The following is an 18,235-nucleotide window of genomic DNA, read 5'->3' on the forward strand; positions in this document are numbered from 1 at the left end:
CGCCGTGTATCCGAGAGAAGTGAGAGCGAGCATCCAATGGTCGATGGGGGAAGGCGCATCAGCGTCGCGCTCGTCGGTACGCGTGGCGTTCCGGCGCGCTACGGAGGGTTCGAGACCTGTGTGGAGGAGGTCGGCACCCGGCTCGCGGCCTGGGGGCACGATGTCGTCGTCTACTGCCGCTCGGGGAAGACCGACGACCGTCCCGCCGAGTACGAGGGGATGCGGCTGATCCACCGGGGCGCGATGCACCGGCGGAGCCTGGAGACCCTGAGCCACACCGGTCTCTCGGTCGCACATCTGCTTCGTCACCGCACGGATGCCGCCATCGTGTTCAACGCCGCCAATGCGCCCTACCTGCCCGCATTGCGTGCGGCGTGCATCCCCGTCGCCACCCACGTCGACGGGCTGGAGTGGCGACGCGCCAAGTGGGGACGGATGGGCCAGGCGTACTACCGCACCGCCGAATCCCTCGCGGTGCGCTGGTCCGACGCGCTCATCGCCGACGCGCAGGGGATCGCCGACTACTACCGGGACGAGTTCCGGGCGGAGACCCAGCTCATCGCCTACGGCGCACCGGCGGTCACCCCGGGCGACGACCTCCTGGAGGGGGTCGGCCTGCAGGCAGGCGGCTACCACCTCGTCGTCGCGCGCTTCGAAGCCGAGAACCACGTGGACCTGATCGTCGAGGGCTACGTGCGCAGCCGGTCCACGAAGCCGCTCGTCGTCGTCGGATCCGCACCCTACGCGGAGGAGTACAGCCGACGGGTGCGCAGCGCGGCGGATGAGCGCGTCCGCTTCCTCGGCGGCGTATGGGACCAGCGCCTCCTCGACCAGCTCTACGCCGGTGCGGCCAGCTACCTGCACGGCCACTCGGTGGGCGGGACGAATCCCTCCCTGCTGCGAGCGCTCGGCGCGGGAACCGCTGTCATCGCCTACGACGTCTCGTTCAACCGCGAGGTGGCCGGGGCGGCCGCGGCGTACTTCACGGACGCCTCCGGCGTGGCTTCGGCCATCGACATCGCGGACGGCGATCCGGCCCTCCTGGAGCGCCGCCGCAGGGCAGCCGCCCGCCGTGCCGCCGAATACGACTGGGACGACGTCGCCGACCGCTACGAGCAGCTGTGCCTGCGGCTCGCGGCGCACGAGCTGGTCCGGACGGCTCGCCCCTGGGGCCGCCAGCGGACCGGAGCCGCGGGCCGCCAGGCCGCCGAGGAGCGTGCCGGGCGCATCCCGGGACGCGGCACCTCCGGCGTCGAGGGTCGCATCCACGGAGCGGCACGATGAGCGGGCAGCGGGCGGAGTCCCCGGCCGGCATCCCGGCGGCGTCCGGTATCCCGGCGGCGTCCGGCGCCCCGGCGTCGCCCAGCGTCCCGTCACCCGCGAACGGCGACACTTTCGCCGACGCCCTGCGCCGCCTCCGCGCCGCACAGAAGCCCCCGGCGCGTTCGGCGCCCGCCTACTCGCGGTTCGTCAACCGGCGCATCGGACGCTACCTGGCCGCCTGGGCGTACCGTGTGCGGCTCACCCCGAACGCCGTGACGGCCGTCAGCGCTGTGTGGACCTTCGCCGCCATCGTGCTGCTGGTCCTGTTCCCGCCGTCGTGGCTGCTCGGCGTCCTCATCGCGTTGCTGCTCCTCGTCGGCTACGCCTTCGACTCGGCCGACGGCCAGCTCTCGCGGCTCCTCGGCACCAGCAGCCCGGCCGGTGAGTGGCTCGACCACATGGTGGATGCGACCAAGGTGTCGAGCATGCCGCTCGCGCTCGCCGTCGGGTTCTACCGCTTCCAGGTGGTCCCGGTCCCGTGGCTCCTCGTGCCGATCGCCTTCGCGATCGTCTCGGCCGTGCTGTTCTTCGGCATGATCCTGACCGAGCAGCTCCGGCGGCGGACACAGGGAACCGTCCCCCTCGCCGAGGATGCGGCCGGGCGACCGTCGTGGCTGCGCGCCGTCGCCGTGCTGCCGATGGACTACGGGGTGCTGTGCCTGTCGTTCCTCACGCTCGGCGCGATCCCCGTCTTCGTCACCCTGTACACGCTGATCGCCGCCGCGACGACCGCGTTCCTGCTCCTCGCGGCGGTCAAGTGGTTCCGCGAGCTGCGCTCCTGGAGACCCGCCCAGGCCCACGAACAGGCGCACGAACAGCTGCAACCCGAGCAGACCCTGCCCGGACACACCCCACCCGAAGAGACCCGACCCGAACAGAAGGGGGACCTCCGATGACGAAGGTCGATCGTCCCGAACAGAACCCGGAACAGAACCCCCAGGAGCCGTCCCGCCGGCGCCGCCGCATCCTGATCGTCGTCGGGGCCGTGGTGGTCGCCGCCCTGCTCGCCGTCGCGATCTCGGTCGCCGCCGTCCGCGGCGCGCAGAACGCCCAGGCCCGTGCGGTCAGCACGCCGACCCCCTTCCAGCTGCCGACGCCGGACAAGAACTCGCCGCCGCCCCCTTCGGCCTCGCCGGCTCCGCAGTCCACCTCGTCGTCGAAGCCCGCGGCTCCGCCGAAGGTCGACCCCCGGTACGGTGCCCCTGTCGCGGCGGTCGTCTCCACGGGCACCACCGCGACCCTCGCCGGAGGCCTCACCGCGAAGCTTCACGTGGCGGACACGACGGCCAAGGCGGTCCGCGCCGGTGAGGTCGCGGGTCCCGCCATCACGGTGCAGGTCGAGCTGACCAATCCCGGCGGCACCGACGTCTCCCTCGCGCAGGTCGCCGTGAACGCGTACTACGGCAAGACCTCCATCCCGGCCACCGAGCTCACCGACGGCGCCCAGCCGCTGCTGGGCACGCTCAAGGCGGGCGAGACCCGGACCGGCGTCTACATCTTCTCGATCCCCGAGGGGCAGAGCAGTTCGGCCGTCGTCACCGTGACCGACGCCGCGGGAACGCCGATCACCGTCTTCAAGTGAGCCCATCATGATCCCCGCCACCGAGACCATCGCCGCCGCACTCAGCGGCACGGCGCTGGACACCACGCTGCTCGGCGTGGCGGGGATCGCCGTCGCCGTCGCCGCCTTCATCGTGCTGAGGCGGATGCCGCGGACGGCCGTGGGCGTGTGGATCGCGGTGCTCTGCTTCGTCCCCGTCTGGATCGGCCTGAGCCTGGGCTTCAACGGCAACTACTACCTGCCGGCCGTCTCCGGCATGGCGGTCCTCGCGACCGTGGTGCTGCTGCCGGTGCACGGATTCCGGTTCGGCGCCATGGATGGGCTGGTAGCCCTGCTCATCGTGTTCGCGTTCGCCTCCCTCATCACCGCGAACGCCGGCATCGCGCTGGGATTCGCCTTCTCCCTGTTCACCTACTTCATCGCCGGCTATGTCTTCGGCCGCGTCGCGGGCCTGCGCGTGGACCCCTCGTGGATCTACGGAGCCGTGGCCATCGCCTTCACCGTCGTCAGCGTCCTGGTCATCGTCGAGTTCCTGGCGCACTGGAACCCGTTCGTCACCATCCGCTCCGGCAACTCGATGTACGCGGTCTGGGGCACCATCCAGGAGCGCGGCGGCGTCGCCCGGGCCGAAGGGGCCTTCGGGCATTCGATCGCCCTCGGATCGAGCCTCGCCATCGCCATCCCGCTGACCCTCGCGGCACGCTTCCCCCTCCTCGTGCGCGCCGGGATGGTGCTGCTGATGCTCTCCGCAACGGTCCTGACCTTCAGCCGGATCGGGATGATCGGAGCGTTGCTGGGGCTCGTCCTCTCAATCGTGTTCATGCGGGATGCGATCTCCCGCCGCGCGCGCATCGTGCTCACCTCGGCGATCGCGATCGTCTCCGCGCTGCTCTTCCCGCTCGTCGCCACCGTCTTCGACGATGCCGGAGCAGAGGCGACCGGAAGTGCCAACTACCGCGGCGACCTCCTCTCCCTGCTCGGCAGCATGAACGCCGTCGGCGTCGCGGGATCGGCCCAGAAGAACTCCACCGGTCAGGTCTACTTCGGCAACTTCCGCTCGATCGACAGCCAGCTCATCCTCACCGGGCTCTCGAGCGGGCTGATCGCGCTGGCCGTGGTCGTCGTCGCTCTCGGTGCCGGCATCGTCCTGGTCGTCACCCGCAGGGCGACTCCCGCGACGATCGCGGTGGTCGCGCAGATCCCGGCGCTCGCCACGGTCGCCCTGATCACCCAGTACTCCGTGTTCCTCTGGGTGGCGGTCGGTCTCGCCGCCACCACCCAGCATGTCCGCCCGGCCACCGCCGAGGCGAACCTCCTGGTGTCGTCCGACCGGTACCGCCGTGCGCGGCCCCCGGTCGCCACGACTGCACCTCTGCCCGAAAGGAGCGCCCGCTGATGCCAGCGCCAGCCCGACACATCCCGCAGGCCCCGCTCACTGCCGAGGCCGGTTCGAGCACTCCCACCGCCGCCCAGCACCAGTTCGGCGCGGCGCTGAAACGGTTCTGGTACATCGTCGCCATCGGTGCGGTCGCCGGACTGGCCGGAGGATGGGGCCTCGCGCAGGTCGCGACCCCCGTCTACACCGCCACCAGCAGCCTGTACTTCTCGCTGAACTTCGGCGGGTCCGCCAACGACCTCAACCAGGGCTCCACCTACACGCAGAATCAGATGCTCTCGTTCGCCCAGCTGGCCGAGTCGGCGCTCGTGCTGCAGCCCGTGATCGACCAGCTCGACCTGCAGACCACGCCGGCCGACCTGGGCGACTCCATCGCCGTGAGCACGCCGCAGAACACCGTCATCATGCAGCTCTCGGTCAGCAGCCCGGACGCGCAGCAGGCCGCCGACATCGCGAACGCCGTCGCCGCCACCCTCGGCAAGAAGGTCGAGGAGATCGCGCCGAAGAGCGTCGCGGGGGCACCCACCGTGTCGGTGCGCACCATCCAGACCGCCGTGAAGCCGGACACCCCCTCGTCGCCGAACGTCCGGCTCAACCTGGTGGCGGGCTTCGTCATCGGGATCCTGATCGGAGTCCTCGCGGTCGTGCTCCGCGAGCTGCTGGACACGCGCGTGCGCTCGGCGGAGATCGCGTCGCGTGTGACCGGCGTGCCGATGCTCGCCCAGATCCAGCGACTGCGGCGGAGGCTCCCGAGCCCGATCCTGCTCGCCGACCCGCTCTCCAGCGCGGCGGAGGGCTACCGCCGGCTGCGGTCGAGTCTCGAGTTCGTCAGCGTCGACTCCGACCGGCTGGCGTTCGTGGTGACCTCCTCCATCGAGGACGAGGGTAAGTCGCTCGTCTCCCTCAACCTGGCGCTGACCCTCACCGAAGGCGACCGCCGGGTGCTGCTCGTGGATGCGGACCTGCGCAGGCCGACGCTGGCCGACGCGACCGGCCTCCCGGGAGGCTCGGGTCTGACCTCCATCCTCGTCGGCCGGGTCGCCCTGGCCGATGCCGTCCAGCAGTGGAACGGCCTGGATGTGATCACGAGCGGCCCCATCCCGCCGAATCCGAGCGAGCTGCTGTCGTCCCGGGCCATGGCCGACTTCATCGCGCAGGTCTCGCACGACTACGACGTCGTCGTCTTCGACACTCCGCCGATGACGGCCGTGGTGGATGCGGCGATCGTCGCACGGTCGCTCGAGGGCGCGCTCGTCGTCGCCGACCGCACCCGCGTGTCGCGCCAGCAGCTCGCCCAGACCATGGACCTCCTCGAGAAGTCGGGCGTGCACATCCTCGGCCTGGTGCTGAACCGCGTCGCCCCCACCAAGAGCTCGAGCAGCTACTACCGCCCCGCTGCCGCGAGCCCCCAGAGCCGGTGGCGCCGGCTGACGATGCGTCGGGCTCGTCAGTCGGCGCCGCCTCTGCCCCTCCCGCCCCTGCCCGCCCTCCCCATGGAGGACGAGGAGCTCGCCCTCGTCCCCGAGGACGCCGTCGACGACGCGCCCCTCGACGAGGAGTTCGACGCGGACCTGAGCCTGGCCGAGGCGGACGCCGACGCCGAGGACGCCGCCGACGGCGCCGCCGACGGCGCCGGCGCCGCCGACGGCGCCGGCGACGCCGCCGCCCGCGGCCGCACCGACATGGACGACGAGGACTTCGAGCTGGCCAACACTGGCGGAACCCCGGAGGCGAAGCCCGGCCGCTGACGACGGCCCTGCCCTACTGAAGGAGATTCGAACGAATACCGTTCGAATCTCCTTCCGTACTGCCATTCGAAGGAGATTCGACACTCGATCTCCTTCGATAGCCCCGGCAGCAGAGGACGATACCCAGGTCGGAGCGCCCGTCGGCTTCCGCTCTCCCCGACTCCCGTCGTCCGCCGTCATCGCGGGGGGTCCGTCCGCAAGCGGAGGAGATTCGCACGAATACCGTTCGAATCTCCTTCAGCACTGCCATCTGAAGGAGATTCGACACTCGATCTCCTCCGTTAGCCCCGCCGAGACGCGCGGCAGCCCCTCACCCCCGGGCCGCCTCCCGCACGATGCGCGCGATCCGCTCCCGGTACCCTGCGACCCCGTGGCGGCGTTCCGCCTCGTCGGCGTCGCCGCCGACCGCCTCCAGCGTCGTATCCCAGTCGTGGATGGTCAGCTCCAGCGCATCCGCAAGCGCGGCCGCATCGTCCGGCCGAACCGTCACTGCCGTGCGGTACCCCGCCGTCGCCTCCAGGAGCCCGCTGGTCGCGCTGGCGATGACCGGCCGACCGGCCAGCAACGCCTCCACCGCCGTGTTGCCGAAGGGCTCGTCCACCCGGGACGGCACCACGACCACATCGCCGTCGCCCACGATGTCCCACACGCACGGCTGGAAGCCGTGGAAGCGGACGCTGCCGACCAGGTCCTTCGATCCGACCGAGGCCGCCAGCTCCCGCTGGTACCACTCGTAGCCGGGGAAGACCGACCCCACCACGTTGAGCTGGGCGCTGATGCCGCGGTCGCGGAGGCGTCCGACCGCGTCGATCGCCACATCCACTCCTTTGCGCGGTGAGAGCCGTCCGATGTAGGTCACGCGCAGCGGCCCGGCGATGAACTCGCGCGGAGGCGTCCGGCGGTCCGGTCCGGGCACGGCGTTGTAGACGACTTCGGCCCGGCGGCCCAGCCGGGCGAAGGAACTCGAGAGCACACTCGCGCTGAACCTGCTGTTCACCAGCAGGACCCGCGAGAGGAAGAGGGGGAGGGCCAGGAGCCGGCGCATCGTCCGGGAGGCGCTCGCCTCGCCCTCGTGCACATGGGTCAGCACCGGAACGCCCAGTGCCCGCGCGAGCAGCGGCCACAGGGGAACGGTGATCGTGTTGACGTAGACGAGAGCGGGTCGCTCCCGGCGCAGCAGCGCGGTGCCGCGAACGATGGATGCTGCGGAGGTGCGCACGAACCGGGCGAACCCTCGGGGGGTGAGGACGCTCTTGCGGAGCACCGGGCTGGGGCACAACTCGACGGACGCTCCGCGTGCCTGCAGCTCGGCGACCAGCGGCCCGTCGGTCGGGACTGTGACGACGACACGCCAGCCGTCGTCGACCAGACCGCTCACGCTCTCCAGCATCACCCGGTCGGAGCCGTAGAGCTCCGGGCTGGGATGCGCGACGAGAACGGTGTGCGAAGGTCGGCGACGGCTGGCGTGTGTCATCCTCGGATGCCCCTACTGAGCAGGCGTCACGACGAAGTTGTCGAACTTCGTGGTGAGCGGCACGTCAGTCGCGGTACCCGAGAGGTAGGCGCGGAGGCCGACGGCGCCGGCTGCCTGCAGGGCGGCGGTGCTGTCCGTCACCGATGCCTGCCAGGTGGCCGGCTCGGTGGCGCCCACCTTCCAGACACGCGCCCGGATGGTCGTCGGCGAGGTGCCGAAGACCTGGACGCGGACCTGGTACTGGGTGCCCGGAGCGTAGGTGAGGCCGGAGATGTTCACCAGCTGGAGGGCGGTCGAGCCCTGGAGCAGCTGAAGCTGTACCAGGTTGCTCGACTGGAACCAGACGCGGGCCGAGTACTCGGACGTGCCCACCACCCGGCCGAGGGCGGAGACGAAGATCCCGCCGCCGGTCGACGTGCGGTCCGTCGTGAACTGGACCGTGGTGTCCGTGTTGCTGCTGGACACCGTGTTCAGCAGCTGCGTCTTCGTGGATCCGGCTGCCCCGACGATCTGGCCGGTGCCGCCTCCCACCGAGTACGCCGTCGCCGAGCCGGCTCCGGTCCACGCTCCGCCGAGGTCCGCGCTGCCCCAGCCGCTGGCCGAGGTGCGCTCGAACGTGTCGGACGCGATCGCCGCGGGCGGCGGTGCCGTCACGGTCACGGGCTTCGTGGCGGCGTTGGTTCCGCCGCGGTTGTCCGTCACCGTCAGCGTCACCGTGTAGGTGCCGCCCGAGGCGTAGGCGTGGCTGGCCGTCGCCGTGGTCGCCGTGGCGCCGTCACCGAAGTCCCAGGCGTAACCGGCGATGGTGCCGTCCGGGTCGCTGGATCCGGTGCCGTCCACGCTGACCGTCAATCCGTTCGTCGAGGCCGTGAAGCTGGCCACCGGCGGCTGGTTCGGCGGGAGGGTGGTGGTCACCGGGTTCTGCGCCGGCGTTCCGGCCAGACCCTGGTTGTCCGTCACCGTCAGCGTCACCGTGAAGGTGCCGGCGCTGCCGTAGGTGTGCGTCGGGTTCACCCCGGTTCCCGTCGTCCCGTCACCGAAGTCCCAGGCGTAGGAGGCGACCGTCCCGTCCGGATCGGACGACGCGGAAGCGTCGAACGAGGCGGTCAGGTTGGACACGCTGGAGGTGAACGACGCGACCGGCGGCTGGTTGGCGACGACCGTGACCTGCTTGGATGCGGTGTTGGTCGACCCCTGGTTGTCGGTCACGGTGAGGGCCACCGTGTAGGTGCCGCCCGCAGCGTAGGTGTGGCTGGCGGTCGCCGTGCTGGCGGTGGCGCCGTCACCGAAGTCCCACGCGTAGGAGGCGATGGTCCCGTCCGGGTCGTTCGAGGCGGTGCCGTCCACGTTCACGGTCAGGCTGTTCTGCGTGGTCGTGAACGACGCGGTCGGCGTCTGGTTGGGCAGCGTCCCGGTGGTGGCCAGCGAGTAGTGGTTCGCCACCTGCTGTGCCGTCAGCTCGCTCGGGTAGATCGCCGCCTCATCCAGGGTCCCGTTGAAGTACGCGCTCGTCGAGCCCCAGGTGTTGTCGCCGCCGATCCGCCAGTAGCCGTTGTAGGCCTGAGCGGCGGTCTGCGGGTTGGTGCCCACGAGCTGGCCGTCCACGTACAGGCTCATGCCGTCCGGGCCCTGCACCCCGACCACCTGATGCCACTGGTTGTTGTTCAGTGCCGTGGGCGAGGTGATGGTGTTGGTCTGGCCGGTCCAGACGCCGAACACCAGGCGCCCGTCGTTCTGCATGTAGATGTGGCGGTCGTAGCTGTTCGACAGGCCGGTCTGCTGATCGCCGAACCCGATCAGCTTCCCGCCCTGCGTCGTGGACGTCTTGAACCAGATCTCCTCGGTGTAGACGGTCGGGTTCGTGAACTGCTGGTTGCTGGAGACGAGGCTTCCGCCGCTGCCGTGCAGAGGCGTGTTGAACTTCACCGCCTTGTCGGTCGCGGAGAGGACGCCCTGCTGGCCCTTCGTCGTCGCGGTGCCCGAGTAGGTGCCGTTGTTGCTGTAGGCGTCGGCGCTGAACGCGGTGGAGCCGCTGGTCTCATCCAGCCGCCAGTAGATGTCCGGGTTCGCGTTGTACACCGCCGCTCCGTAGGCATCGCTGGGAGCCGCCTGGAGCGGGGACGGGCGACCGGAGGCGACGTACTGGTTCACGACCGTCGTCCGGTCGAGCACCGTCGGGTAGAGGGAGACCTGCCCGATGGTGCCGGCGAAGAAGTCGCTGCTCGGCCGGTTCGGCCAGCCGCCCAGGTTGTCACCGCCGACCCTCCAGTAGCCGGAGTAGCTCTGGGCGCTCGTCACATCGGTGCGCGAGCCCACCTGCTTGCCGTCGAGGTACAGCCGCATGCCGTTCGCTCCGAGCGACGCCGTCACCTGGTGCCATTGGCCGTCGTTGTAGCCGGTGCCGCTGTTCAGCGTCTGCACGCCTCCCGGGTAGACGCCGAACCAGATCCGGCCGTTGTTGTCCATGTAGACATGGCGGTCGTAGCTGCTCGAGGTCGTCGAGGTGTTGGAGTTGCCGAAGCCGATGATCTTGCCTCCACTCGTCGACGTCGTGTTGAACCAGGCCGAGACCGTGAAGGTGTTCGGGCCCGTGATCGACGACGGCGTCACAGCGAATCCAGTGGATGCGCCGCTGAAGGTGGTCGCGGTGCTCCCGCTGATCGGGCCAGCGACACCGTTGCGCGTCGCACCGGCCTGCAGCTGCAGGTCACTGAATCCGACGTGGTCGTAGCCGATCGCTCCACTGGCCTCGTCCAGCGGCCAGTACGAGCTGGCGCCCGCGTTCGTCACCGAGTCGGCGTACGGTCCTCCGCTGTCCGTGGATGCGATCGTCACGGTGTTGCCGAGGCGGGAGATCTGGTTGCCGTCCGGGTCGGTCACGTACACGCGGTACGAGTGGGTGGATCCCGGGGCCAGGCCCGTGTCCACGAAGCCCATCGACGGCCGGGTCCAGAAGTTGGAGATCAGCGTGGTCTGGTACACGGGGCTAGCGTTGTTGCCGTCGCGGACCACCTTGTAGCTGAGGTTCACGTTGTCCTGGTCGTAGGTCGCCGTCCAGGAGACGCGCGCCTGTCCCGTCTTGAAGGAGACGGCGTTCGGCACGAGCGACGTGTTCACGTTCGGGCCGAGCTTGCTCTTGACGACGTTGTCCATCGCGTAGCGGACGAGGCCGTACTGCGCCACGCCGTTCACGTACGGGAACTCGCCGCCGGCCACCAGGTAGTTGCCGTTGCCGGCGACTGTCCAGGCCGCCTGTCCCTGGCCCGTGAAGGAGCCGGTGACGTACTGCGGGAACCAGTTGAGGAGGGTCGGCGAGGGCTCGCCGGTGAAGTTGGCGTAGGCGCCGTCACCGTTGTTCGTCAGCGTGCCGGTCTGCGCCTTCGAGAACGCGATGGTGTGGTGGTACGTCCACGGGTTCGTCTGCGGGAAGCCGCCGACGTTGCCGCAGTAGTGGGGGTGCCCCGCAACATACAGCGCGTTGTTCATGGGCCAGACGGAGTAGGTGTCGCCGTGGCAGTCCTCCATCCAGATGAGGTTTCCGGTGCTCGGGTCGGCCGAGAAGCTGCCCTCCAGGTTGCCGCCGGTGCCGAAGACGTAGCCGGAGCCGTAGACCCGGTCGCTCGTCGCAACCAGCGAGGTGATCCCCGCCTGATCGCCTGCGTCGCGGACCACCGAGTTGGCGCCGAACGTCTGGAAGGCGCCGGTGGTGCCGTCGAACATGGCGAGGCCGTAGGCCGGGTTCGACCCGTTCGCGTTCTGGAACCGGCCGCCCGCGTACACCTTGGTGGTGTCGGGGCTGACCGCGAGAGCATCCACGACGTAGTCGGCGCTTGCGGCCCAGGTCGTGTTCAGCGATCCGTCGGAGGCGTTGATCTTGGCGATGTATCCGGTCGGCGTCCCGTTCACGGACGAGAACGTCCCGCCCGCGTACACTGCGGTGTTCGTCGCGGCGAGCGCGCGGACCTCGCTCTCCATGATCGGCCGGAAGGAGCTGATGACCTGGCCGGTAGCGGTGCTGATGGCGACGATGCGGTAGTAGTTGCCGCTGCCGGCCGTCGTGAAGTCACCGCCGACGTAGATCCGCGAGCCGTCCGGCGAAGCCGTGATCGCCAGCGCCTGCGCGTTCAGCGGCACGTTGAAGCCGGTGATCAGGTTGCCGGTGGTGATGTCGTAGGCGAGGAGGTTGCTGCGGGGCGTCGTGTTCGTCCCTGCTGCTGCTCCCGCGGGGCGGGCCGTGGTGAACTTGCCCGCCACGTACACGGTGTTGCCCACGACGACCTGCGCCCACGCGACTCCGTCGATCTGCGTGGTGGGGAGGACGTCCGCGCCCACCGTCGGTGGCGACGCCGGATTCGTCGGATCCGGTGGAGCCGTGTCCGCCAGGGCCGGCTGGGCGAGTGCGAGGCCGCCGAAGACGAGACCGATCGCCGTGAGGACGGCGGTCAGGATGCCCAGGGAACGAGAGCGAGGGCGGGGTGATGTGCTCATGACAACCTCGGTGTCTGTGTGGTCGGGATGGGGCTGGTCGGGTTGGAGCCGGTGCTGCTGGTGCTGCCGGTCGTGCTGCTGTTGCTGGTGGTGCTGCTGTTGCTGGTGGTGCTTCGGGGGCGCATCAGTACGCCCCGACGGGATGTGCCATCACCTTGACGGTGCGCCACATGATGACGAGGTCGCCGGTCAGCGACCAGTTCTCGACGTAGTAGAGGTCCAGGCGGACGCTCTCCTCCCACGAGAGGTCGGATCGGCCGTTCACCTGCCACATCCCGGTGAGGCCGGGCTTGATGTAGAGGCGGCGGCGGACATGGTTCTCGTATCCCTCGACTTCGGAGGGAAGCGGTGGTCGCGGACCCACCAGGCTCATGTCGCCCAGGAAGACGTTCACGAGCTGCGGGAGCTCATCGAGCGAGAACTTGCGCAGGAAGTGGCCCACCCGGGTCACGCGCGGGTCGTGCTTCAGCTTGAACAGCGGCCCCTGGCCTTCGTTCTCCGCCTGCAGCTCGGCGAGGCGCGCCTCGGCGTCGAGGACCATCGAGCGGAATTTGAACATGGTGAACCGCTCCCCGTTGCGGCCGACGCGCTCCTGCGTGAAGATCACGGGCCCGTTGTCGTCGAGCTTCACCGCCAGCGCGATCGCCACGAAGAGCGGAGAGAGGACGAAGAGGGCGAGGGCGGAGGCGAAGAAGTCGAACGCGCGCTTCAGGACGTGCTTTCCGCCTTCGAACTGCGGGATCTCCACGTGGATGAGCGGGAGCCCCTCCACCGGACGGAAGTGGATGCGGGGGCCGGCCACGTCGGTGAGCGGCGACGCGAGAACGAGCTCGGTCGCCGTCCCTTCCAGCTCCCAGGCCAGCTTCTTCACGAAGTCGGCGCCGCTGAGGGCGCGTCCGGCGACGATCACCGTGTCCGCGCCCAGACGCGCGGCGGCGGCCGCCGCCCCGGCCAGGTCGGAGACGATCGGCACCTCGCGCCCGGGCGCTGCAAGGTGGCGCTGCAGTTCCGCGTCCTTCTTCGCACCCTTCCGCCTCCCGGTGTCGAGGGCGGCACCCACGACGTTGTAGGCCGCCCCCGACTTCTGGTGGATCTGTCGGACGACGTAGTCGACGTCGTCGAAGCGTCCCACCACGAGGGCGCGCGAAAGGTAGTGGTCGAAGGTCCGCTGCCGGATGAGCCAGTGCCGCCACAGCCAGCGCGAGAACAGCACGCCGCCCATCCCGGCCGGAAGCGCCACGACGAAGTAGCCGCGAGCGATGTCCACCTTGGCGACGAGGAAGAGGATGGCCAGGAGGCCGAAAGTCGTGGCGGTCGCCGACACCACTCTCCGGTACTCGGAGACGCCCATCCCGACCACCCGGGGATCGCGCGTGTGGTAGACGGTGAGGGTGAACATCCACGTGGCGGCGATGATCAGCGACAGGTACGCGTACTCGATGCGGAATCCCGTGGAGGGGGTCTCCGCGTCGTCCAGGCCGAAACGGAGGAAGACCGCGCCGATTGTCGCGACGAGGATGATGGCCGTATCGGTCGCCAGCAGCCGGAAGCGGTAGAGACGCGCCCAGGCGCGGCCGGACATGAGGTCGCCGAGCGCGGTGGTGGCGCCGGGAGCGAAGAGGCGCGGGCGGATGACGGTCATGCCATCACCTCCGCAGTGCCGGTCCCGCGTGCGGGTCCGGCCAGGGAGCCGACGACGGCTGGGGGGAAACCGTGGTCTCGAACGGCTTCACCGCCGCCGGCTCCGCTCGTGGGGTGCTCTCCGTGGATCCGCGCGTGCCGGTCGCTCCCCGGTCGGTTGGGGTTGAGTGCGGGAAGCGCTCGGCACGGCGGAAAGGGGTACACGGATCTCACCTGCGGGTCGGGTTGGTGCTCTTTCGGGTGGTGTGAACGGCGAGTTCGAGTCCCGTAAAGTGACTGTTCCTCATGTATCCACAAAGGTGAGAATACATCGTTTTCACAGCTTCCCGACACCCGCATTTGGGGGTGAATATTGCTCATTTTCGCAGGCTCGGGTGATCCGTGGGCTTTCGGCCGTCCATCGACCGACGTCGGAGGTCGCGCCTAAGCTGGCAGCATGTGCGGCAGGTTCGCGATGGACGACAACGTCAACGAAGAGATCACCGAGTTCGTCGAGCGGACGGGCCGGCGACCGGAGGAGTGGCGAGCCGACTGGGAGGCGGACTACAACATCGCGCCGACCGACGACATCCCGGTGCTCATCGACTCGGAGAAGACGCGGGAGCTGCGGTTCGAGCGGGCGCACTGGTCGCTGGTGCCGTCGTGGTCGGAGACGCTGAAGCCCACGTTCCCGACCTTCAACGCCCGAGCCGAGGACATCGCCCAGAAGTCCACCTGGCGCAAGCCCGTCCAGTCGCACCGCGCCATCGTCCTCGCCCGGGGCTACTACGAGTGGCAGGGTCCGAAGGGCCACAAGACCCCGTACTTCATCCGCTACCCGGACGGCCAGCTGATGGGGTTCGCCGGCCTCTACTCCTGGTGGCGCGACCGCAGCAAAGCCGACGACGACCCCGGACGCTGGGTGCTGACCGCGACCATCCTCACCTCCGACGCCGTGCAGACCCTCGCCGACATCCACGACCGCAACCCGGTCATCCTGCCCGAGGAGCTCTGGCAGCACTGGATCGACCCCTCGATCGTCGGCGACCAGGAGCTCGTCGACGAAGCGGTCCGCGCCGGAATCGCGGAGGCCGAGACGCTGCGCTTCGACCAGGTGGCGCCGTTCAGGACGGAGGACGACGGCCCGCACCTCATCCAGCCGGTCGCGTAGGCGGCCGGCGCTCGGTCAGCGGGTCAGCTCGATGATGGCGCTGCGGTGCGTCGTCATGCGGCGGCCCGTCTCGTCGAACCCGAGCGCGCGCAGTTCGGCGAGCCCCCACGTGTCCTGGGCGCCGTCGACGTCCAGTTCGATCATCCACACCCGGTCCACGCCGTCGAAGCGGTCGCGAGCCTCCGCCTGGACCACCGAGTACGCGCGGTCGCCCCACCAGGTGTTGCGGTAGTATGGGGTCTCCAACGTCACGTCCCGGAGGCCGGCGAACCCGGACGGATAGGTGCGCATCGCGAGTCGCGGCCGCTGTGATGGACGCGCCGACTCATCGAACACCACCGCGTCGCCGGGTTTGGCGTTGACAGCCATGGCGGCGCTGATCTCCGCCCAGTCGCTCTCGTTCTTGGCGTACGGTCCGCGCTCCTCCACGTAGACCGGCACGCAGAGCGCCACGAAGACGATGGTCGTCCCGGCGGTCGCGCTCACCGTCCGGCGGACATCGCTGCCGATGAGTCGTCCGAAGACGAGGATTCCTTCGGCGACGAGGAGCGCCGCTGCGGGTGCTGCGAAGGTCGAGTACCGGCCGGTGTACATGGGGTACACGAGGTTGACCAGCAGCATCAGGCCGGTCGGGAGGAACAGCCAGGTGGCGGCGACGAGCCGGGTGGACGCGACCCGCGGTCCGGTGACGGAAGGGACGGATCCGCGCAGCCGCCAGGCGCGCCACGCCGGCCACAGTGCGAGCCCGATCAGGACCCAGGCGGGGATGGCGACCCAGGGCATCCCGAACCAGAGGAAGTAGTACCAGATGGCGGGGTCGTCCGGTGTGGAGCCCAGATAGCTGATCTGGCTGCGCTCGAGGAAGGCCATCACGGCCAGCGGCGTCAGCGAGATCACGGCCGCGGCGGAGGTCAGCGCCCACGCCCGCAGCGTCGCCCGGGAGGCGCGGGTGGCCAGCAGCAGGACGCCGTGGGCCACGAGCAGGGTGATCGAGTAGAGGAAGAGGTACGACGTCGCTGCCATCCCGGCGCCGTACAGCACCCAGGCGAGCCGCCGCGCGCCGGGAGTCAGACGACGTCCGCCGCCGTCGATCAGCCACAGCAGAAGCAGGGTCAGCCACGCCGAGGCGGCGGCCGTGAACGCGTAGGATCGCGCCTCTTCGCCGGCATAGGTGAGCCGCGGGAGCACGCAGGCCACCACGCCCGCGACGATTGCAGCGCGTGCGCCCCCGCGACGCCCGGCGATCAGCGTGACGGCGGCGACGGCCGCGCCGACCGCGAGCGCGCTGGGCAACCGGACCGCGAACGCGCTTTCGCCCGCCAGCCGGATCCAGCCGTGCATGAGGAGGTAGTAGAGGCCGTGCACCGCATCCACGTGGGTCAGCATCCCGAGCAGGCTGCCGACCGGGCGCTTCGCCGAGAGCAGCGTCGCCGCCTCGTCGCCCCACAGTGACGGAACCCAGCTGAACAGAGCGCAGAGCACGGTGCCGGTCACGCCGAAAATGAGCGCGATGGTCCAGGGCCGCACCGCGCGCAGCGGTTGGCCTGCCCGGATCTCCGGTTCGACGAGGACAGTCATACCCACTACTTCTAAGCGTCGGACGGGAACACCGCCCAGACAACCAGACAACCCTGGGCGACGCGTGGGCGAGCGATACCGAAACTCACATCTCCCCTCCGTCCGCCGCGGCCCAGGCCTGGCCTCCAGGGCCGGAATCGCCGTGCTGCCGCGTGCCGGATCGATCGGCCGGGCGGTGCATCGGGTCCCGGGCATCCCGGCAGCTCACGCCACGTGCCCGGGACCCGCCCCACACACGCCGGGAACACTCCGACGCCCCGGTGGCGTCCTCGTCACATCCAGCGTGCTCGACAACCAATGTAGGCGTCGCGCAGACGCCTGTGGAGGGGATGACGAGCGGAGGTGGCAGTGGTACGCACCGCAGACCACGACCCGCGTCGGACCACGACCCGCCTCAGACCTCCCCGCGTCGGACCACGACGCGCCTCAGACCTCCCCGCGACGGGCGCGCGCCCAGAGGTCAACCCCGGTATCGACGGCGTGCTCGTCGATGGCGGCGAGCTCGTCGTCCGTGAACGCCAGGTTGCCGAGCGCTGCAACGTTCTGCTCCAGTTGCTCGACCCCGCTGGCCCCCATGACGAGAGAGGTGACCCGCTCATCCCGGAGCGCCCAGGCGAGAGCCAGCTGCGCGAGGGTCTGCCCGCGGTTCTCGGCGATCCCGTTGAGCGCTCGCAGCCGCCTGACGGCGTCGTCGGTCAGCCAGCCGGCGTCGAACGACGTGCCCGCGCTCGCCCGCGACCCCTCTGGGATGCCGTGCAGATACTTCTCCGTCAGCATCCCCTGCGCGAGAGCCGTGAACCCGATCACGCCGACCCCGAGCTCGTCGACCGTGTCGAGCAGCCCCTCCGTCTCGATCCACCGGTTGAGCATCGAGTACGACGGCTGGTGGATGAGCAGGGGAGTGCCCAGATCGCGGAGGATCTCAGCGGCCCGCCGGGTCTCTTCCGGTCCGTAGGAGGAGATGCCGACGTAGAGCGCGCGGCCGGACCGGACGGCGGTGTCGAGCGCCTGCATGGTCTCTTCGAGCGGCGTGCTCGGATCGGGCCGGTGCGAGTAGAAGATGTCGACGTAGTCGAGCCCGAGTCTCTTCAGGGACTGGTCGAGGCTCGCGAGCACGTACTTGCGGCTGCCTCCGCCCTGCCCGTACGGGCCCGGCCACATGTCCCAGCCGGCCTTGCTGGAGACGATGATCTCGTCGCGGTAGGGATGCAGATCTTCCTCGAGAATGCGGCCGAAGTTGATCTCGGCCGCACCATACGGAGGACCGTAGTTGTTGGCGAGGTCGAAGTGCGTGATGCCCAGATCGAAGGCCCGCCGCACGATGGCACGCTGCGTCTCGAACGGGCGGTCGTCGCCGAAGTTGTGCCAGAGCCCGAGCGAGAGGGCGGGCAGGTCGAGGCCGCTGCGCCCGGTCCGGCGATAGATCATGTCGTCATAACGGGAAGGAGCGGCAACGTAGGTCATGCCTCCAACATTCGTCCGTGGCGGCCGCGAAGTCCAACCGCTCGCATCGAACGGTTGAGAACTCCCGCTTGTGGATAAGTCCCGACAGCTCGCCGCTGCGCTGCCGCTGCCCTGTCAACCCGTTGCTTCCTCGGGCACGGGACGCGCAGCCCTGATGCGGTCGGCGTCGATCCCTGCAGAGTCGGAACGGCCGCACGCACAGGACGGCGGCCGCACTCCACGAGCGCGGCCGCCGTCCGGTCGGGACGATCAGGTCCGGTTGGCACCTCGCCGCATCCACCCGACGATCGCGGTGATGATGAAGAACACGATGCCGAGGATGGCCAGCCACAGCAGTCCCTTGATGACGAAGCCGAAGATGGCGAGCACCGCCCAGATCACGAGCAGAATCACGATGAGAGCTATCATGCGA

At 69.7% G+C, this 18,235-nt stretch carries 12 protein-coding genes; 6 read left to right on the forward strand and 6 right to left on the reverse strand.

What is annotated here, in order from left to right:
- The first annotated feature begins 36 nt into the window (after window positions 1-36).
- Genes BM287_RS10335 through BM287_RS10355 form a run of 5 tightly spaced genes read left to right on the forward strand, consistent with a single transcriptional unit; the run spans window position 37 to window position 6,028 of the window.
- The gene (locus BM287_RS10335; RefSeq protein ID WP_090039090.1) at window positions 37-1,284 is read left to right on the forward strand and encodes a DUF1972 domain-containing protein; all 1,248 of its coding nucleotides are present in this window, start codon (window positions 37-39) and stop codon (window positions 1,282-1,284) included.
- The gene (locus BM287_RS10340; protein ID WP_090039093.1) at window positions 1,281-2,219 is read left to right on the forward strand and encodes a CDP-alcohol phosphatidyltransferase family protein; all 939 of its coding nucleotides are present in this window, start codon (window positions 1,281-1,283) and stop codon (window positions 2,217-2,219) included. The genes BM287_RS10335 and BM287_RS10340 overlap by 4 nt, the downstream gene beginning before the upstream one ends.
- Window positions 2,216-2,905, forward strand: coding sequence for a hypothetical protein (locus tag BM287_RS10345; protein ID WP_090039096.1), 690 nt, complete (start codon window positions 2,216-2,218; stop codon window positions 2,903-2,905). Before BM287_RS10340 ends, BM287_RS10345 begins: the two co-directional genes overlap by 4 nt.
- 7 nt (window positions 2,906-2,912) lie before the next feature.
- Window positions 2,913-4,280 carry a hypothetical protein gene (locus BM287_RS10350; RefSeq protein WP_244528157.1) on the forward strand — a complete coding sequence of 456 codons (1,368 nt, stop codon included), beginning with the start codon at window positions 2,913-2,915 and terminating at the stop codon, window positions 4,278-4,280.
- Window positions 4,280-6,028: a tyrosine-protein kinase domain-containing protein gene (locus BM287_RS10355; RefSeq protein WP_211772968.1), complete on the forward strand. Its 1,749-nt coding sequence runs from the start codon at window positions 4,280-4,282 to the stop codon at window positions 6,026-6,028. The genes BM287_RS10350 and BM287_RS10355 overlap by 1 nt, the downstream gene beginning before the upstream one ends.
- Window positions 6,029-6,338: 310 nt before the next feature.
- Here BM287_RS10355 and BM287_RS10360 read toward each other — a convergent pair whose 3' ends face one another.
- The 3 genes from BM287_RS10360 to BM287_RS10370 all read right to left on the reverse strand — a co-directional run bounded on the left by BM287_RS10360 (window position 6,339) and on the right by BM287_RS10370 (window position 13,632).
- The gene (locus BM287_RS10360; RefSeq protein WP_090039099.1) at window positions 6,339-7,502 is read right to left on the reverse strand and encodes a glycosyltransferase; all 1,164 of its coding nucleotides are present in this window, start codon (window positions 7,500-7,502) and stop codon (window positions 6,339-6,341) included.
- A gap of 12 nt (window positions 7,503-7,514) precedes the next feature.
- Window positions 7,515-11,990, reverse strand: a complete 4,476-nt coding sequence (locus tag BM287_RS10365) for a PKD domain-containing protein (protein ID WP_090039101.1) — start codon at window positions 11,988-11,990, stop codon at window positions 7,515-7,517.
- A 124-nt stretch (window positions 11,991-12,114) separates the two neighbouring features.
- Window positions 12,115-13,632 carry a sugar transferase gene (locus BM287_RS10370; RefSeq protein ID WP_090039104.1) on the reverse strand — a complete coding sequence of 506 codons (1,518 nt, stop codon included), beginning with the start codon at window positions 13,630-13,632 and terminating at the stop codon, window positions 12,115-12,117.
- A gap of 435 nt (window positions 13,633-14,067) precedes the next feature.
- On the opposite strand from BM287_RS10370, the gene BM287_RS10375 reads away from it, so the two are divergent.
- Window positions 14,068-14,781 (forward strand): SOS response-associated peptidase, encoded by a 714-nt coding sequence (locus tag BM287_RS10375; protein WP_090039107.1) that lies wholly within the window; start codon window positions 14,068-14,070, stop codon window positions 14,779-14,781.
- 15 nt (window positions 14,782-14,796) lie between these two features.
- Here BM287_RS10375 and BM287_RS10380 read toward each other — a convergent pair whose 3' ends face one another.
- The 3 genes from BM287_RS10380 to BM287_RS17550 all read right to left on the reverse strand — a co-directional run bounded on the left by BM287_RS10380 (window position 14,797) and on the right by BM287_RS17550 (window position 18,231).
- Window positions 14,797-16,359 carry a glycosyltransferase family 39 protein gene (locus tag BM287_RS10380; RefSeq protein ID WP_090039109.1) on the reverse strand — a complete coding sequence of 521 codons (1,563 nt, stop codon included), beginning with the start codon at window positions 16,357-16,359 and terminating at the stop codon, window positions 14,797-14,799.
- Between the two features lie 426 nt (window positions 16,360-16,785).
- Window positions 16,786-17,823 carry an L-glyceraldehyde 3-phosphate reductase gene (mgrA, locus tag BM287_RS10385; protein WP_090039112.1) on the reverse strand — a complete coding sequence of 346 codons (1,038 nt, stop codon included), beginning with the start codon at window positions 17,821-17,823 and terminating at the stop codon, window positions 16,786-16,788.
- 249 nt (window positions 17,824-18,072) lie between these two features.
- Window positions 18,073-18,231, reverse strand: coding sequence for a DUF2207 domain-containing protein (locus tag BM287_RS17550; RefSeq protein ID WP_139230655.1), 159 nt, complete (start codon window positions 18,229-18,231; stop codon window positions 18,073-18,075).
- Between the last annotated feature and the right edge of the window lie 4 nt (window positions 18,232-18,235).

Origin of the sequence: Leifsonia sp. CL147 (genome assembly GCF_900114565.1) — a bacterium.
In the GTDB taxonomy this organism is placed as follows: Bacteria; Actinomycetota; Actinomycetes; order Actinomycetales; family Microbacteriaceae; genus Leifsonia.

Excerpts from the sequence above, each read along its gene's own strand:
- BM287_RS10335 (WP_090039090.1), top strand. The coding sequence starts at position 37 with ATGGTCGATGGGGGAAGGCGCATCAGCGTCGCGCTCGTCGGTACGCGT.
- BM287_RS10340 (WP_090039093.1), top strand. The coding sequence starts at position 1,281 with ATGAGCGGGCAGCGGGCGGAGTCCCCGGCCGGCATCCCGGCGGCGTCC.
- BM287_RS10345 (WP_090039096.1), top strand. The coding sequence starts at position 2,216 with ATGACGAAGGTCGATCGTCCCGAACAGAACCCGGAACAGAACCCCCAG.
- BM287_RS10350 (WP_244528157.1), top strand. The coding sequence starts at position 2,913 with ATGATCCCCGCCACCGAGACCATCGCCGCCGCACTCAGCGGCACGGCG.
- BM287_RS10355 (WP_211772968.1), top strand. The coding sequence starts at position 4,280 with ATGCCAGCGCCAGCCCGACACATCCCGCAGGCCCCGCTCACTGCCGAG.
- BM287_RS10360 (WP_090039099.1), bottom strand. The coding sequence starts at position 7,502 with ATGACACACGCCAGCCGTCGCCGACCTTCGCACACCGTTCTCGTCGCG.
- BM287_RS10365 (WP_090039101.1), bottom strand. The coding sequence starts at position 11,990 with ATGAGCACATCACCCCGCCCTCGCTCTCGTTCCCTGGGCATCCTGACC.
- BM287_RS10370 (WP_090039104.1), bottom strand. The coding sequence starts at position 13,632 with ATGACCGTCATCCGCCCGCGCCTCTTCGCTCCCGGCGCCACCACCGCG.
- BM287_RS10375 (WP_090039107.1), top strand. The coding sequence starts at position 14,068 with ATGTGCGGCAGGTTCGCGATGGACGACAACGTCAACGAAGAGATCACC.
- BM287_RS10380 (WP_090039109.1), bottom strand. The coding sequence starts at position 16,359 with ATGACTGTCCTCGTCGAACCGGAGATCCGGGCAGGCCAACCGCTGCGC.
- mgrA (WP_090039112.1), bottom strand. The coding sequence starts at position 17,823 with ATGACCTACGTTGCCGCTCCTTCCCGTTATGACGACATGATCTATCGC.
- BM287_RS17550 (WP_139230655.1), bottom strand. The coding sequence starts at position 18,231 with ATGATAGCTCTCATCGTGATTCTGCTCGTGATCTGGGCGGTGCTCGCC.